Source organism: Kribbella sp. WER1 (genome assembly GCF_054189145.1).
On record NZ_CM135186.1, the window covers coordinates 3,138,266 to 3,151,258 of the forward strand.

Here is a 12,993-nt window from a genome sequence, read left to right on the forward strand (position 1 = left end):
ATTCTCTGCTACAACCAAGCTCAAAAGGGGGAGCATGACCGAGGAGTTGGAAGAACTCGCGTCCCGAGCCGCTGCCGGGGACCAAACGGTGCTTCCACAACTTCTGCAGGCGATCCGGCCGCAGGTGCAGCGCCGGGTGGCGAAGTTCCTGCCGTACCGGGAGGACGCCGAGGAGGCGGTCCAGGACACGCTGCTCCAGGTGGCGAACAAGGTGCACACGTTCCGCGGCACCGGCAGCTTCGCCGGCTGGGTGACGATCGTGGCCACGAACCAGGCCCGGCAGACGTACCGCACGCTCAAGCGCCGCTCGGTCGAGCAGTCCGCCGAGGTCCTCCCCGAATCGGTCGACCCGCGCACCACGTCGGTGATCGCCGGCTCCCGCCTGGATCTGCTGGAAGCCCTCGAGGCCCTCGAGTCCAGCCACCCGCAACTCGTGCAGCCGCTCGTACTGCGCGACCTCGGCGCGTTGTCCTACGCCGAGATCGCCGACGAGCTGGACGTCCCGCTCGGCACCGTCAAGGCCCGGATCCACCAGGCCCGCAAGGCCGTGGCCGAACGCCTCACCGTCCGCTGAAGGTCCGCCGGACCGCGAGCGCCCGGCGCAGGTCGTCGAGGTAGTCCGCGGTCTGCCGGCGGATCCCCGACACCACGCTCGCGTCCGCGATCAGCGCCTCGGCGGGCGCGACCTGCTCCGGCTCGATCGCGAACCGCGGGGCCATCCGGTGCGCGGTCAGGCCGAGCACCATCCCGGACCGGATCGCGCCGGTGCCCGGGATGTCGGTGAAGAACCGGCGGACGTACGGCGCGGTGAGTGCGGCCTGTCCCGGATGCCAGAAGCCCTCCGCGGCGGCGAGGAGTTCCTTCACGCCGACCGACGGGTCGGTCATGATCCGCGTCCAGGCGGCCTCCTTGCCGTCGGGCAGCGCGGCGCGACAGCGGGCGGCGTGGTTGATGCCTTCGGTGGAGCGGTCCCGCGCCAGCTCGGCGTCGATCTCCGCGGCGCCGTACCCGCCGAGCCGGACCAGCCGCAGGACGAGCGACCAGCGGAGGTCCGTGTCGATCTCCAGACCGTCCGGAGCAGCGCCGTCCAGCCAGGAGGTCAGCAGTTCGACGTCGTCGCTGGTCGCGATCAGGCCGCGGGCCGTCACGAGCTGCAGGCTGCTGCCCGGCGCGGTGGTCGCCAGCTTGTCGCGTAGGGCGTCGGCCACCGGGACGCGGTAGGTGTCGTAGTCGAGGTAGCGGCCGAGGACACGGTCCTCGAGCCATTGGACGAGCGACCCGACGGCGATGTCGCTGTCCTCGTGCGGGAGCGCCGCGGTGAACAGGTCGAGCGCACGCCGCGGGTCAAGCTCGGCGTCCGCGACCGCGTCCCGGACCGAGTTCCAGATCACCGCGCGCGTCGTACCGTCCGCGATCGTCGGCAGCACGTCCGGCAGCCTGCGCAGGCTGAGCTCGTCGAGCCGGATCTTCGCCCAGGTGTCGTCGCCGGCGTCCGGCACCACCACATCGTTGCCCAGCGCAACGTCCACCGCGTCGCCCGTCAGCGCCACGTCCACCGCGGCGGTCGATCCGTCGGCGTCGAACCCGCCGACGCTCAGCTTGTGCAGCCGCCGGGACGCGTCCGGGCTCGTCCGGTGCAGCGCGACCCCGGACTCCGCGCGTACGGCGGTGATCGTGTCCACGCCGGACGTCCGCAGCCACTGGCCGGACCAGCTGTCCAGGTCCCGGGCGCCGGCCTCGGTCAGCTTCGCGATGAACTCGTGCAGATCGGCGTTCCCGTACTCGTGTGCGTTGAGATGCGCGGTGACGCCTTCGAGGAACACGTCGTCCCCGAGGTACTTCGCGAGCTGCTTGAGGACCGCCGCGCCCTTCGCGTACGAGATTCCGTCGAAGTCGTCCAGCGACTGCCGCGCGTCCTTCAGCGTGTCCGGCGCGACCGGATGCGTCGAGCTGCTCTGGTCGGTGACCAGGCCCCACCACTTCCGGACGAACGCGAAGTCGGTCCAGTTGCCGCCGTAGCTGGTCGCGTCCTCGGACACCCGGTGCGCCATGTACTCGGCGAACGACTCGTTCAGCCACATGTCGTTCCACCACTTCATCGTGACCAGGTCGCCGAACCACATGTGCGCCATCTCGTGCACGACGATCCGCGCCCGGGTACTGCGTTCGGCCACGGTCGCCGGTCCGCGGAACAGCAGGCTGTCGGTGAACGTCACGCAGCCCGGGTTCTCCATCGCGCCCATGTTGAAGTCCGGGACGAACACCTGCCAGTACCCGCCGAACGGGTACCGGATGCGGAACAGCCGGTGGTACTCGTCGAACGCCTCGCGGGTGGTGCGGAACAGGTCCTCGGCGTCCTTGTCCAGGTGCGCGCGCAACGACTGCCGGCAGGCTAGTCCGAGCGGGATCCCGTCGTGCTCCCCGGTGATCTGGTGGTACGGGCCGGCCACCAGCGTGACGAAGTACGTCGACAGCGGCTTGGTCTCGGCGAGCGTCCACTCCCCCGGCGCGGTCCGGGTGGCCGCGCCGTTGCCCAGCACGACCCAGTCCTCGGGACACTTCACGGTGACGGAGTACGGCGCCTTGAGGTCGGGTTGGTCGAAGCACGCGAAGTACCGCGGCGCAGACTCCAGCGACGACATCGCGTACGTGTAGACCTGCCCGTCCGCGGCGTCGACCGAGCGCACCAGTCCCTCGCCGTCCGCGGAGTACAGCATCGTCGCGGTGACGACGAGCTCGTTCTCGGGCTGCAGGTCGGTCAGCGGGAACCGGCCGCCGTCGAGCGCGGCGGGGTCGAGCGTCCGCCCGTTGAGCTCGACGGCCAGCGGCCGCTCGGGCTTCACGTCCACCCAGCTCGTACTGCCTGTGGCCCCGAACCGGATCCGGCTGGTCGTGACGAACGTGTCGCCCGGATCGGTCAGGTCGAACGCGACCTGGTACGACCGCAGGCTCAGGTCCGTCGCCCGCTGCCGGGCCTCGTCAACAGTCAACGCGCGCATGCGCTATCCCTTCCGCGCCGTCGTCGCCGCCAAAGCTGCGACCGCGCGTACTTCCTCGTGCGGACTGGTCTCGAGGATCGTGGTGATGACCGGCAGGTCGGCAGGTTCGGCCAATGTGGTGAGAACGTTCAACGCGCTCACGTGGTCGAACCCGGCGCGGATGTCCTCGCTCGCTTCGACAGGTGGCCGCGACAGGATCTCGAGCGCCACCTGGCGTACGTCGGCCGCCAGCGGCTCGAGCGGGTTCCCACCACTGAGCTGCGTGTACGCCGCCGCGACCTGATACATGTTCAGCGCCCGGCAGACCGTCGGCACGTTCGGACTGCGCAACAACGCCTCGAACGCCTGCAGGGGAATGTCCGCGCTCATGCCTGAACGCTAGCCGCCGCGTGCAGATGCTCCGCCAGCAGGTGCGCCGCCTCGGGCGCATCGGCCGCGTAACAGACCAGGTGATGCCGCGTCGACCACGCGTCCTGCAGCGGGCAGATGTCCACCTCGGCGCTCGGGTCGACAGCACGCCGCGGCACGACGGCCAGCCCGGCGCCCGCAGTCGCGAGCGTGATCAGCGCGTGCAACGTCGGTACCAGCGTGCGGTACCGCGGCGCCGGCGCGTGCGGGCCGAGGCGGTCGTCCATCCACTCGCTGAGCGGCGAGTTCCGGACGAGCCCCACCAGCGGATGCTCCGCGACCTCGGCGTACGCGATCGAGGCCCGGCCGGACAGCGTGCCGCCCGCTTGGCCGATCACGACCAGCGAGTCGTCGGCGAGCCGTTCGGTGCGCAGCGGGGTCGGCTCGTCGTCGAGGATCACGCCGAGATCCGCCTCACCGGCCGCGAGCAGCCGGACCATCCGGACGGTCCGCCGCTCGCTCACGTTCACGTCGTACTCCGGATGGTCGCGCAGGAAGGTGGCGAGCGCGAGCGGGACCAGCTGGTGCATCGCGGACCCGCCCGCGACCAGGCGGATCGGGGCCGAACGCGGGACGGCGTACGACGCGACCGCGCTGTCCAGGCGGGTCGTCTCGGCCAGCACCTCGCGCGCATGCCGGGCCAGCGTGGCACCCGCCGGGGTCAGCCGGACACCGCGCCGTTCGCGGACCAGCAGCGGTACGCCGGCCTGCGCCTCCAGCGCTCTGACCCGCGCGCTGGCCGAAGGCAGACTGAGGTGCATCACCCGGGCGCCGGCGGTGATCGAGCCTTCCGCCGCGACGTGTGTGAACAGCCGGAGATCGTCGAGGTCATACCGCATACCTCCAGCCTACGTCTCAGCCTGAGGCTGGCTACGGGGATCGCGCATTGTGGAGTGTTCGCGGAACCTGGATCCTCGAAGGGTGCTGCTGATCCTCCTGGCCGGTGTCGCGGCCGGCGCGCTGAACGCCGTCGGCGGCGGCGGGAGCTTCGTGGCCCTCGCCGCGCTGGTCGGCGCCGGGATGCCGCCGGTGACCGCGAACGCGACCACCACCGTCGCGCTGCTCCCCGGGAACGCGACCAGCGCGTGGGTCTACCGGCGCGAGCTCGAAGGCTTCCACCGGCCGTCGCCGCTGCGGCTCACGCTCGCCAGCGTGTGCGGCGGCGCGATCGGGGCCGGGCTGCTGCTGGTGCTGCCGTCGGCGTCGTTCGACGCGGCCGTGCCGTGGTTGCTCGCGTTCGCGACCCTGGTGCTGGCCTTTGGCAAGCGGCTCACCGCGGCGCTCCGGCTCGGGCAGGCCGGCCCGGCGTCGATCCTCGCGGGGCAGTTCCTGCTGGCGGTCTACGGCGGGTACTTCGGCGGCGCGGTCGGGCTGATGATGCTCGCCTTCTGGACCGCGACGACCACGCTCGACCCGGCGCGCGGCAACCCGCTGCGGGTCATCCAGGTCGCCGCGGTCTACCTGACGGCGGCGGTGATCTTCGTGTTCGCGGCCGACGTACTGGCGCAGCCGTGGCAGTTGGTGGCGATGCTCGCGGGCGCGATGATCGGCGGGTACACCGGAGCGCACCTGGTCCGGCGGCTGCCGGCCGGCGTACTGCGGGGGCTCGTGCTGAGCACCGCGGTACTGATGACCGGGTTGTTCTTCGTGCAGGCGTTCGGATGAACCGGGCGCGGATCGCGATGGCGTACCAGGCCTGCGAGGTCGCGGACCTGGCGGCCGCGGTGGCGGAACTGGAGGACCCGGTGGAGGCGGCTACGCAGGCGGCGCGGGTACTCGCCGCGGCCCGGGAGTTGGTTGCCGCAGCCAACCGTCTCGACGGGTGCGGCAGGCCGGACGACACGCTGCAGCGGTTCGCGTACGAGCATCCCGAGGAGGCGGCGGAGGACGTCGCCGACTGGCTCAACCGCCGTCGGTAGCCCGGCGGCCCTGCGGCGGCGGTTGCTGCGGGAGCTGCTCGCGTTCCTTGCGCAGGTAGAGGCCGGCGGCGGTGGAGACGCTGGTGAGCAGCCACATGAACACGCCCGCGTCGTCGGTGACACCAATGATCGGCAACAGGTCCGGGATGATGTCGATCGGCGACACCAGGTAGACGATCGCGATCAGCCAGAGGAACGTCCGGTTCCGCGGCAGGTCGGTGTAGGTGCCGCGGCGGACGTCGCGGAGCAGCCGCGGCAGGGCCTGCGCGCGCTCGAACACGTTCCCGACCGGGACCGGCTCGCCGCGCGCGATCTTCTTCCGGCGCACGGCGCGACGGCGCAGGACGCCCAGCGCGCCGAGGCCGACGCCGATCACCAGCAGCCCGGCGCCGACACCCACGGCGGGCAGCCCGACGACGTCGCCGTCACGGAACAGCAACGTCAACAGCCCGATCAGCCCGAGCACCCCACCGATGTAGACCATTCCCCCACTGTAGAGGGCAGTTCAGCCGACCGGGCTCAACGCAGCGAGCCGGGCCAGGTGGTCCGCGGTCAGCTCGAGGCCGGCGGCGGCGACGTTCTCCTCGAGGTGCGGCACCGAACTGGTGCCTGGGATCGGGAGCATCACCGGCGAGCGGTGCAGCAGCCAGGCCAGCGACAACTGTGCGGCGGTGGCCCCTATTTCGCCCGCGATCAGGCCGAGCAGCTGCGACGCGGCATGATCACCGTGCGCGATCGGCACCCACGGGACGAACGCGATCCCCTCTGCGGTGCAGTAGTCGAGAACCGCCTCATGCCTACGGTCCGTCAGGTTGTACCGGTTCTGGACGCTCACCACGTCGACGTACCGCCGGGCCTCGACGAGCTGCTCGACCGTCACCTCGGACAGCCCGACGTGCCGTACCTTGCCCTCGGCAACCAGTCCGGCGAGCGCGGCGAGCTGGTCGGCGTACGGGACGGCGGGGTCGACGCGGTGCAGCTGGAGCAGGTCGATCCGCTCGACGCGGAGCCGGCGCAGCGAGAGTTCGGTCGCCTGCCGCAGGTACTCCGGGCGGCCGCACGGCGTCCACTCGCGCGGTGACGGGCGGGTGTGGCCGACCTTGGTGGCGATCAGTACGCCGTCGTACGGGTGCAGCGCCTCGGCCAGCAGTTCCTCGTTCGCGCCGACGCCGTACGCGTCCGCGGTGTCGATGAAGTCGACGCCGAGCTCGACCGCGCGGCGGGCGACCCGGATCGCGTCCGCGCGGTCCTCGGCGGGGCGGTAGCCGGTCAGCCGCATGGCGCCGAAGCCCAGCCGGTGGACGTCGAGTTCGCCGATCTTGATGCGGGAGTTGTTCATGGGTGACAGCGTCCGGCGCGAGGACGGCGTACCGGAAATGATTTAGTCTGAGCTGAATGCTGACCTTGACCTTCACCGTGGCGGACCTGGCCCGGACGCGGCTCGCGATGTCCCCACTGTGGGAGGTCGTCGCGAGCGTCCGGCTGCTCAGGTCGGCGCGGCCGCACCCGTTCCACCGCACGTGGGTGGGCGCGGCGCGACGGCGGCTGGACGGGGTCGAGCTGGGGTTGCTGTTCGACCTGGTCGATCCGGCGGTGTGGTACCTCGCCGACTTCCTGACGCCGCCGCCGAAGAGCCCGGTGCCGGACCTGGAGACCGACCTCGGCGCGCTCCGCCGGGTGCCGACCGAGCAGGTGCGGGCCGACCTCGACGTGCTCGCGTACGCCCGCCGGACCCCGCTCGGCTCCCTCGCCGAGGCCCGGATGCCGCGCCGCCTCCGCAGCCCGCGCCCCGGCGAGCTGCCGTCGGCCGCGGTCGCCGAGCTGTACGCCGACCCCGCGGGCGGGATGGTCGAGCTGGCGGAGCAGGTCGAGCGGTACTGGGAGCTGGCGATCGCGCCGTACTGGGGCCGGATCCGCGCCCTCCTCGACGGCGACCTCCTGTACCGCGGCCGCCGCCTCGGCCAGGCGGGTCCCGCCGGGCTCTTCGACGACCTTGCGACCGGCGTGAGCTGGCGCGACGACGTACTCTCCATCCGCCACCGCCGCTTCCACGGCACCCGCCAACTCACCGGCGAAGGCCTGCTCCTCACCCCGTCCGCCTTCGTCTGGCCATCGGTCTACTCGAGCACCATCCCACCGTGGCAACCCACGCTCACCTACCCCGCCCGCGGCATAGCCACCCTCTGGACCATCCCCACCCCCACAACCCCCGCAGGCCTGGCAGCAGTCCTGGGCCGCTCAAGAGCCGCTCTATTGGTTCACCTCGACACCCCACGCTCCACCACCGACCTGGCAGCCCGCACCAACCTCACCCCCGGCGGCACCTCCCAACACCTCACCACCCTCCGCCAAGCGGGCCTCGTCACCTCCCACCGCGCCGGCCGAGTAGTCCTCTACTCCCGAACCCCCACAGCCGAGTCGCTCCTCACCGCCGCGATCTGAACCCGGCAACCCCGAGCCCGAGGAAGCCGAGGGCGATCACGGCGAGGACCCCAGCCATCCAGTAGTCGAAGCCGTAGTCGGCCGCCTGCACCCGGGTCGGCTCCTTCCGGTCGTAGACGACGTCGATCGTTTCGCCGGGATCGGCGGCGTCGTACCTCGAGGTGTCCGAGGTGATCGTATCCCCGCCGAGCGTGCGGTAGCGGACGGTGATGTACGGCGATCTGCCATCGTGCACGTGCACGACGAGTCCGCTGACCTGCTCGCCGCGCTGCTTCAGCAGGTAGGTGTCGTGGACCTGGAAGTAGGCGATGGCGGTGAAGACGAGCGCCGCGAGCAGGAAGGCGGTGCTGCGGACGCGGCGCTCGAAGCGAGGTTCGCCGGCGGCCACCTACTGGTTGTACGGCTGGGAGAGGAGCGGGCGGGTGCTGGTCAGCACCTGCGCGTAGTTGGTGCGGATCGTCGCCGCGTCGACGGTGACCGGCGGCTCCGCCTTGCCGACCGGGATGTTCCAGCTGGGTGGGGTGGGGGCGCCGGAGAGGGCCCAGGCTGCTTGGCGGGCGGCGCCGAGGGCTACGTATTCGGCTGGTTCGGGAAGGACCACCTCGGCGCCGAGGAGGGCGGGGGCCAGGGCCTGTACGGCGCGGGAGCGGGCGCCGCCGCCCAGGAGGAGGACGCGGTGGACGGGGACGTTCTGGTCGCGGAGGGCGTCGACGGCGTCGGCCAGGCCGCAGAGCAGGCCTTCGACGGCGGCGCGGGCCATCGTGGCGGGCTCCATCGTGGCGCGGGTCAGGCCGTAGATCAGGCCGGTCGAGTGCGGGAGGTCCGGCGTCCGTTCACCGTCCAGGAACGGGAGCAGGACCAGGCCGTCGGAGCCGGGTGAGGTGATCGCGGCCTCGTCGAACGCGGACAGCTCCAGGCCGAGCATCTGCGCGGTCGCGGACATCACGCGGGCCGCGTTCAGCGTGCAGACGAGCGGGAGGTACTCGCCGGTGGCGTCCGCGAACGCTGCGACCAGGCCGGTCGCGTCCTTCGTCGGATGCGCCGACCGCGCGAACGCCGTACCGCTGGTGCCGAGCGAGACCGCGACGTCGCCCGGCTGCAGGTCGAGCCCGAGCGCGGCGGCCGCGTTGTCACCGGTACCGGCCGCGATCGCGGCGCCGAACGCCGTCTGCCCGACGATCTCCGCCGGTCCGGCCACCCGTGGCAACTGCAACTGCCGGCCGAACGCGAGCTCGACCAGATCGGTCCGGTAACTCTCCGCCGTCGGCGACCACCACCCGGTCCCGGAGACGTCGCCCCGATCGGTGGTGATCCCCTCGACCCCGGACCGATCAGCCGCCAGCCGATGCGTCATCCAGTCATGCGGTAGGACCACCGCAGCAGCCCGCCGCACAGCGTCCCGCCGCATCGCGGCGACAGCCGCGGCGTCGCCGGCAGCACCGCGACCGTCGGCCGCGTCACCGCCGGGCGCGTGGCGCGCGGCTTCGTCTCGCAACCAGCGGAGCTTGGTCACCGTGAAGGACGGGACGGGTACCGAGCCGATCGCGTCGGCCCAGGCCTCCGGGCCGCCGAGTTCGGCGATCAGCTCGGTGGTGGCGTCGGCCGAGCTGGTGTCGTTCCACAGGACGGCCGGGTGGACGACCTCACCGGCTTCGTCCAGCAGGACCATGCCGTGCTGCTGACCGCCGACCGCGATCGCCTGCACGCCGTCGAGCAGCCCGTCGGACGCGGTCTCCCACGCCTTCCACCACTCGGCCGGATCCACCTGCGTGGCGTCGGGGTGCGGCGCCCGGCCTTCGCGGACGACCGCGCCGGTCTCGGCGTCGCACACCAGAACTTTGGTCGCCTGCGTGGAACAGTCCACCCCGGCGACCAGCTTCGGCTCAGTCATGCCCCCACACTAGAGCGCTTCCAGCGTGGCGCGGGCGCCGATCTCGTGCAGCGACTGCAAGGCAGCCTTGTACGGCGTCACGAACCGCTCGTCGGACCCGAGGTCCCCGAACAGGTCGGGATCCGAGATGAACACCAGCGGATCCTCCCGGTTGTGCTGCGCGCGTTCGACCAGCTTGTCGCGGAGCCGGTCGACGACCTCGATCGGCTCACCCTGCTCGTCGACGGCCTCGGCGTACCGCGCCCAGGACGCGACCACGAGCACCGACCGGGTGATCTCCCGCCCGGCGGCGAGCTGCTCGCGGACGACCGGCAGCAGCCACTTCGGGATCCGGTCCGAGCTTTCCGCGCACAGCCGCGCCAGTGTGTCCCGTACTTCGGGGTTCGCGAACCGTTCGATCAGCTGGTGCTTGTACCGATCGAGATCCACCCCGGGCACCGGCGGCAACGTCGGCGTACCCTCCTCGTCCATGTAACCGTGCAGGAAGTCCACGAACAGCGTGTCCCGACACACCTCGTGCGCATACCGGTACCCGGACAGGAACCCGAGGTACGCCAGCGCCTGGTGCGACGCGTTCAGCAGCCGCAGCTTCATCAGCTCGTACGGCTCGACGTCCTCGACGATCTGCACCCCGACGTCCTCGTACGGCGGCCGCACCCCGCCGAAGGAATCCTCGAGCACCCACTGCGTGAACGGCTCACACACCACCGGCCACCCGTCCTCGACGCCGAACCGCTCCAGGAGCGCCTCGCGGTCCGCGTCCGTGGTGACGGGGGTGATCCGGTCGACCATGCAGTTCGGGAACCGCACCTCGTTCTCCAGGAACTCGGCCATCACCGGGTCCTTCAGCCGCGCGAACCCGGCGATCATCTTCCGTGCGACCTGCCCGTTCCCGGGGATGTTGTCGCAGGACATCACGGTGAACGGCGGTACGCCGGCGTCGCGCCGCCGGCGCAGCGCCTCGACGATGAACCCGAACGCACTCCCCGGCGTGGCACCCGGTACGAGGTCCGCGGCCAGCGCCGGGTCGGACGCGTCCAGCTCGCCCGTCACCTGGTTGACGTGGTACCCGCCCTCGGTGATGGTCAGCGACACGATCCGGGTCGCCGGATCCGTCATCCGGTCCAGCACGGCCTCCGGATCATCGGGCGCGAACAGGTACCCCACGATCGACCCGACCACCCGCGGCTCGAGGGTCCCGTCCGGATGCTTGACGACCAGCGTGTACAGACAGTCCTGAGCCTCCAGCACCTCGGCCATCCGCCGGTCGTTCGGCAACACCCCCACGCCGACGATGCCCCAGTCGAGCCCCTTGCCCTCGGACATCAGCCGGTCGAGGTACATCGCCTGGTGCGCGCGGTGGAAGCCGCCGACCCCGAAGTGCACGATCCCCGGCGTCACCGCCGTACGGTCGTAGTCAGGTACGCCGACGTTGCCGAGGACATTGAGATTGGTTGCCGTCAACTTCACTTGACCGCCCCCAGCGACAGGCCCTGGACGAGCTTGTCCTGGGCGGCGAACCCGGCGATCAGCACCGGCAGCGACACCACGATGGACGCGGCACAGACTTTGGCGAGGAACAATCCTTGACTGGTCACGAACCCAGTCAAGAACACCGGCGCCGTCTGCGCCACTGTGCCGGTCAGTACGCGGGCGAACAGCAACTCGTTCCAGCTGAAGATGAAGCAGATCAGCGCGGCCGACGCGATCCCCGGCGTCACCACCGGCGCGACCACCGAGCGCAACGTCCGGGTCAGCGAGGCGCCGTCGACCGAGGCCGCCTCGAGAATCTCCACCGGCACCTCGGACAGGAAGCTGCGCAGCATCCAGACCGCGATCGGCAGGTTCATCGACGTGTACAGGATGATCAGCAGCCAGATGTTGTCCAGGAACCCGACCGACTGCGCGAACAGGTAGATCGGCAGCAGGCCCGCGACCACCGGCAGCATCTTCGTGGACAGGAAGAAGAACAGCACGTCCGTCCACTTGCGCACCGGCCGGATCGACAGCGCGTACGCCGCCGGGAACGCGAGCAGCAGGACCAGCGCGGTGGACAGGATGCTCGCGGTCAGCGAGTTCGCGATCGACGGCCACGGACCGCTGCTGAAGAACGACCGGTACCCGTCCAGCGTCAGCGGTGCCGCGATGTCCGGCGGGTTCTTCGCCGCGTTCTCCTCGGAGTGGAACGAGGTCAGCAGCATCCACAGCACCGGCAGCACGAACAGGATCCCGACGATCCACGCCAGCCCGCTCAGCACGAACCCGCCGCCGCGGTTCTTCTTACCCGTGACGATCGTGACCTGCCCGCTCATCGACCCGTCTCCTCTCGGAACAGTGTGGACACCGACCGCAGCGCGAACGTGGCGATCAGGATCGTGCCGATCACCACGATCACGCCGGCCGCGGACGCCCGGCCGTAGTCGTGCGCGGTGTAGAAGGTCTGGTAGATCGTGTACGGCAGGTTCGCCGTACCGAGGCCGCCCGAGGTGATCGTGAACACCGCGTCGAAGTTCTGGACGACGTAGATCGACCCAAGCAGCGCGGACAGCTCCAGGTACTGCCGCAGGTGCGGGAGCGTCATGTAGCGGAAGATCTCCCACTGGTTGGCGCCGTCGATGCCCGCCGCCTCGATCACGTCCAGCGGCCGGCTCTGCAGCCCGGCCAGCAGGATCAGCATCATGAACGGCGTCCACTGCCAGACCAGCGCGAAGATGATCGACCACAACGGCTGGTTGCTGATCCAGTCCGGCTGTGGCGCGTTCTCGCCGAAGATCCACTTCAGGACCCCGTTGAACAGGCCGTACGTCGGGTTGTAAAGCGCGTGCTTCCACAGCAGCGCGGCCGCGACCGGGACGACCAGGAACGGCGTGATCATCATCGTCCGGACGGCACCGCGACCGCGGAACTTCCGGTCCAGCAGCAGCGCGATCAGCAGCCCGAGGACCAGGCTGAGCAGCACCACGCCCGCGGTCAGCAGGATCGTCACGAAGATCGCGTTCCGGGTGTTCGAGTCGGTCACCACCCGGCGGAAGTTCGCGAACCCGGCGAACCCGCGCTCGTCGGGGTAGTACGCGTTCCAGTTCATGAACGACACGACGATCGTGACCACGAACGGCAGCTGGGTGACGACGATCATGAAGATCAGTGCCGGCAGCAACGGCGCCCGCCGCGCCCAGTCGCCGGCCTTGCGCATCATCGTGCCTTCGGATCCGGCCGTCACCGGGGCCGGTCGCGCTTGGGTTTCGGTACTCATCGACGTCCTCGCTTCGCTCCGGGCGCCGATGAGGCACAAGACACGCTGTGTTTGATGATGAACTCGCTTCGCTCGTTCATG

At 70.6% G+C, this 12,993-nt stretch carries 14 protein-coding genes; 4 read left to right on the plus strand and 10 right to left on the minus strand.

The genetic code is table 11. The annotated features are described in order from the left end of the window. The first annotated feature begins 34 nt into the window (after positions 1-34). Positions 35-574: an RNA polymerase sigma factor gene (locus ACXJJ3_RS15255; protein ID WP_458170696.1), complete on the plus strand. Its 540-nt coding sequence runs from the start codon at positions 35-37 to the stop codon at positions 572-574. On the opposite strand, the gene pepN is transcribed toward ACXJJ3_RS15255, so the two are convergent. From pepN to ACXJJ3_RS15270, 3 genes are read right to left on the minus strand one after another with little or no spacing between them, the layout of a single operon-like run. Continuing rightward, a complete protein-coding gene (pepN, locus tag ACXJJ3_RS15260; RefSeq protein ID WP_458170697.1) occupies positions 561-2,999 on the minus strand; it encodes an aminopeptidase N in 2,439 nt (812 codons plus the stop codon). The genes ACXJJ3_RS15255 and pepN overlap by 14 nt on opposite strands. A gap of 3 nt (positions 3,000-3,002) precedes the next feature. Next, a complete protein-coding gene (locus tag ACXJJ3_RS15265; RefSeq protein ID WP_458170698.1) occupies positions 3,003-3,368 on the minus strand; it encodes a hypothetical protein in 366 nt (121 codons plus the stop codon). After that, a complete protein-coding gene (locus ACXJJ3_RS15270; protein ID WP_458170699.1) occupies positions 3,365-4,246 on the minus strand; it encodes a LysR family transcriptional regulator in 882 nt (293 codons plus the stop codon). Before ACXJJ3_RS15270 ends, ACXJJ3_RS15265 begins: the two co-directional genes overlap by 4 nt. 82 nt (positions 4,247-4,328) lie before the next feature. Between ACXJJ3_RS15270 and ACXJJ3_RS15275 the strand changes: the two genes are divergently transcribed. Both ACXJJ3_RS15275 and ACXJJ3_RS15280 read left to right on the plus strand, forming a co-directional pair. Next, on the plus strand, positions 4,329-5,072 hold the full coding sequence (locus tag ACXJJ3_RS15275) for a sulfite exporter TauE/SafE family protein (protein WP_458170700.1): 744 nt from the start codon (positions 4,329-4,331) through the stop codon (positions 5,070-5,072). Then, positions 5,069-5,326 carry a hypothetical protein gene (locus ACXJJ3_RS15280; protein WP_458170701.1) on the plus strand — a complete coding sequence of 86 codons (258 nt, stop codon included), beginning with the start codon at positions 5,069-5,071 and terminating at the stop codon, positions 5,324-5,326. Before ACXJJ3_RS15275 ends, ACXJJ3_RS15280 begins: the two co-directional genes overlap by 4 nt. Here the strand turns inward: ACXJJ3_RS15280 and ACXJJ3_RS15285 are convergent. Both ACXJJ3_RS15285 and ACXJJ3_RS15290 read right to left on the minus strand, forming a co-directional pair. Continuing rightward, positions 5,310-5,810: a YkvA family protein gene (locus ACXJJ3_RS15285; protein WP_458170702.1), complete on the minus strand. Its 501-nt coding sequence runs from the start codon at positions 5,808-5,810 to the stop codon at positions 5,310-5,312. The genes ACXJJ3_RS15280 and ACXJJ3_RS15285 overlap by 17 nt on opposite strands. Positions 5,811-5,831: 21 nt before the next feature. Beyond that, entirely contained in the window at positions 5,832-6,665 is an 834-nt protein-coding gene (locus ACXJJ3_RS15290) for an aldo/keto reductase (protein ID WP_458170703.1), read from the minus strand. 56 nt (positions 6,666-6,721) lie between these two features. Here ACXJJ3_RS15290 and ACXJJ3_RS15295 point away from each other — a divergent pair, with 56 nt between their 5' ends. Then, on the plus strand, positions 6,722-7,768 hold the full coding sequence (locus tag ACXJJ3_RS15295; protein ID WP_458170704.1) for a DUF5937 family protein: 1,047 nt from the start codon (positions 6,722-6,724) through the stop codon (positions 7,766-7,768). Here ACXJJ3_RS15295 and ACXJJ3_RS15300 read toward each other — a convergent pair. The 5 genes from ACXJJ3_RS15300 to ACXJJ3_RS15320 are packed head-to-tail and all read right to left on the minus strand — an operon-like array spanning position 7,752 to position 12,912. Next, positions 7,752-8,156, minus strand: coding sequence for a DUF3592 domain-containing protein (locus tag ACXJJ3_RS15300; RefSeq protein WP_458170705.1), 405 nt, complete (start codon positions 8,154-8,156; stop codon positions 7,752-7,754). The genes ACXJJ3_RS15295 and ACXJJ3_RS15300 overlap by 17 nt on opposite strands. Continuing rightward, positions 8,157-9,659 (minus strand): FGGY family carbohydrate kinase, encoded by a 1,503-nt coding sequence (locus ACXJJ3_RS15305; RefSeq protein WP_458170706.1) that lies wholly within the window; start codon positions 9,657-9,659, stop codon positions 8,157-8,159. A gap of 9 nt (positions 9,660-9,668) precedes the next feature. Beyond that, a complete protein-coding gene (locus ACXJJ3_RS15310) occupies positions 9,669-11,129 on the minus strand; it encodes a mannitol dehydrogenase family protein (protein WP_458170707.1) in 1,461 nt (486 codons plus the stop codon). Next, complete coding sequence (locus ACXJJ3_RS15315; RefSeq protein ID WP_458170708.1) at positions 11,126-11,971, minus strand: carbohydrate ABC transporter permease; 846 nt, start codon at positions 11,969-11,971, stop codon at positions 11,126-11,128. Before ACXJJ3_RS15315 ends, ACXJJ3_RS15310 begins: the two co-directional genes overlap by 4 nt. Beyond that, positions 11,968-12,912: a carbohydrate ABC transporter permease gene (locus tag ACXJJ3_RS15320; protein ID WP_458170709.1), complete on the minus strand. Its 945-nt coding sequence runs from the start codon at positions 12,910-12,912 to the stop codon at positions 11,968-11,970. The genes ACXJJ3_RS15315 and ACXJJ3_RS15320 overlap by 4 nt, the downstream gene beginning before the upstream one ends. Positions 12,913-12,993: the final 81 nt, after the last annotated feature.

Excerpts from the sequence above, each read along its gene's own strand:
- ACXJJ3_RS15285 (WP_458170702.1), bottom strand. The coding sequence starts at position 5,810 with ATGGTCTACATCGGTGGGGTGCTCGGGCTGATCGGGCTGTTGACGTTG.
- ACXJJ3_RS15315 (WP_458170708.1), bottom strand. The coding sequence starts at position 11,971 with ATGAGCGGGCAGGTCACGATCGTCACGGGTAAGAAGAACCGCGGCGGC.
- ACXJJ3_RS15290 (WP_458170703.1), bottom strand. The coding sequence starts at position 6,665 with ATGAACAACTCCCGCATCAAGATCGGCGAACTCGACGTCCACCGGCTG.
- ACXJJ3_RS15280 (WP_458170701.1), top strand. The coding sequence starts at position 5,069 with ATGAACCGGGCGCGGATCGCGATGGCGTACCAGGCCTGCGAGGTCGCG.
- pepN (WP_458170697.1), bottom strand. The coding sequence starts at position 2,999 with ATGCGCGCGTTGACTGTTGACGAGGCCCGGCAGCGGGCGACGGACCTG.
- ACXJJ3_RS15320 (WP_458170709.1), bottom strand. The coding sequence starts at position 12,912 with ATGAGTACCGAAACCCAAGCGCGACCGGCCCCGGTGACGGCCGGATCC.
- ACXJJ3_RS15295 (WP_458170704.1), top strand. The coding sequence starts at position 6,722 with ATGCTGACCTTGACCTTCACCGTGGCGGACCTGGCCCGGACGCGGCTC.
- ACXJJ3_RS15255 (WP_458170696.1), top strand. The coding sequence starts at position 35 with ATGACCGAGGAGTTGGAAGAACTCGCGTCCCGAGCCGCTGCCGGGGAC.
- ACXJJ3_RS15265 (WP_458170698.1), bottom strand. The coding sequence starts at position 3,368 with ATGAGCGCGGACATTCCCCTGCAGGCGTTCGAGGCGTTGTTGCGCAGT.
- ACXJJ3_RS15305 (WP_458170706.1), bottom strand. The coding sequence starts at position 9,659 with ATGACTGAGCCGAAGCTGGTCGCCGGGGTGGACTGTTCCACGCAGGCG.
- ACXJJ3_RS15270 (WP_458170699.1), bottom strand. The coding sequence starts at position 4,246 with ATGCGGTATGACCTCGACGATCTCCGGCTGTTCACACACGTCGCGGCG.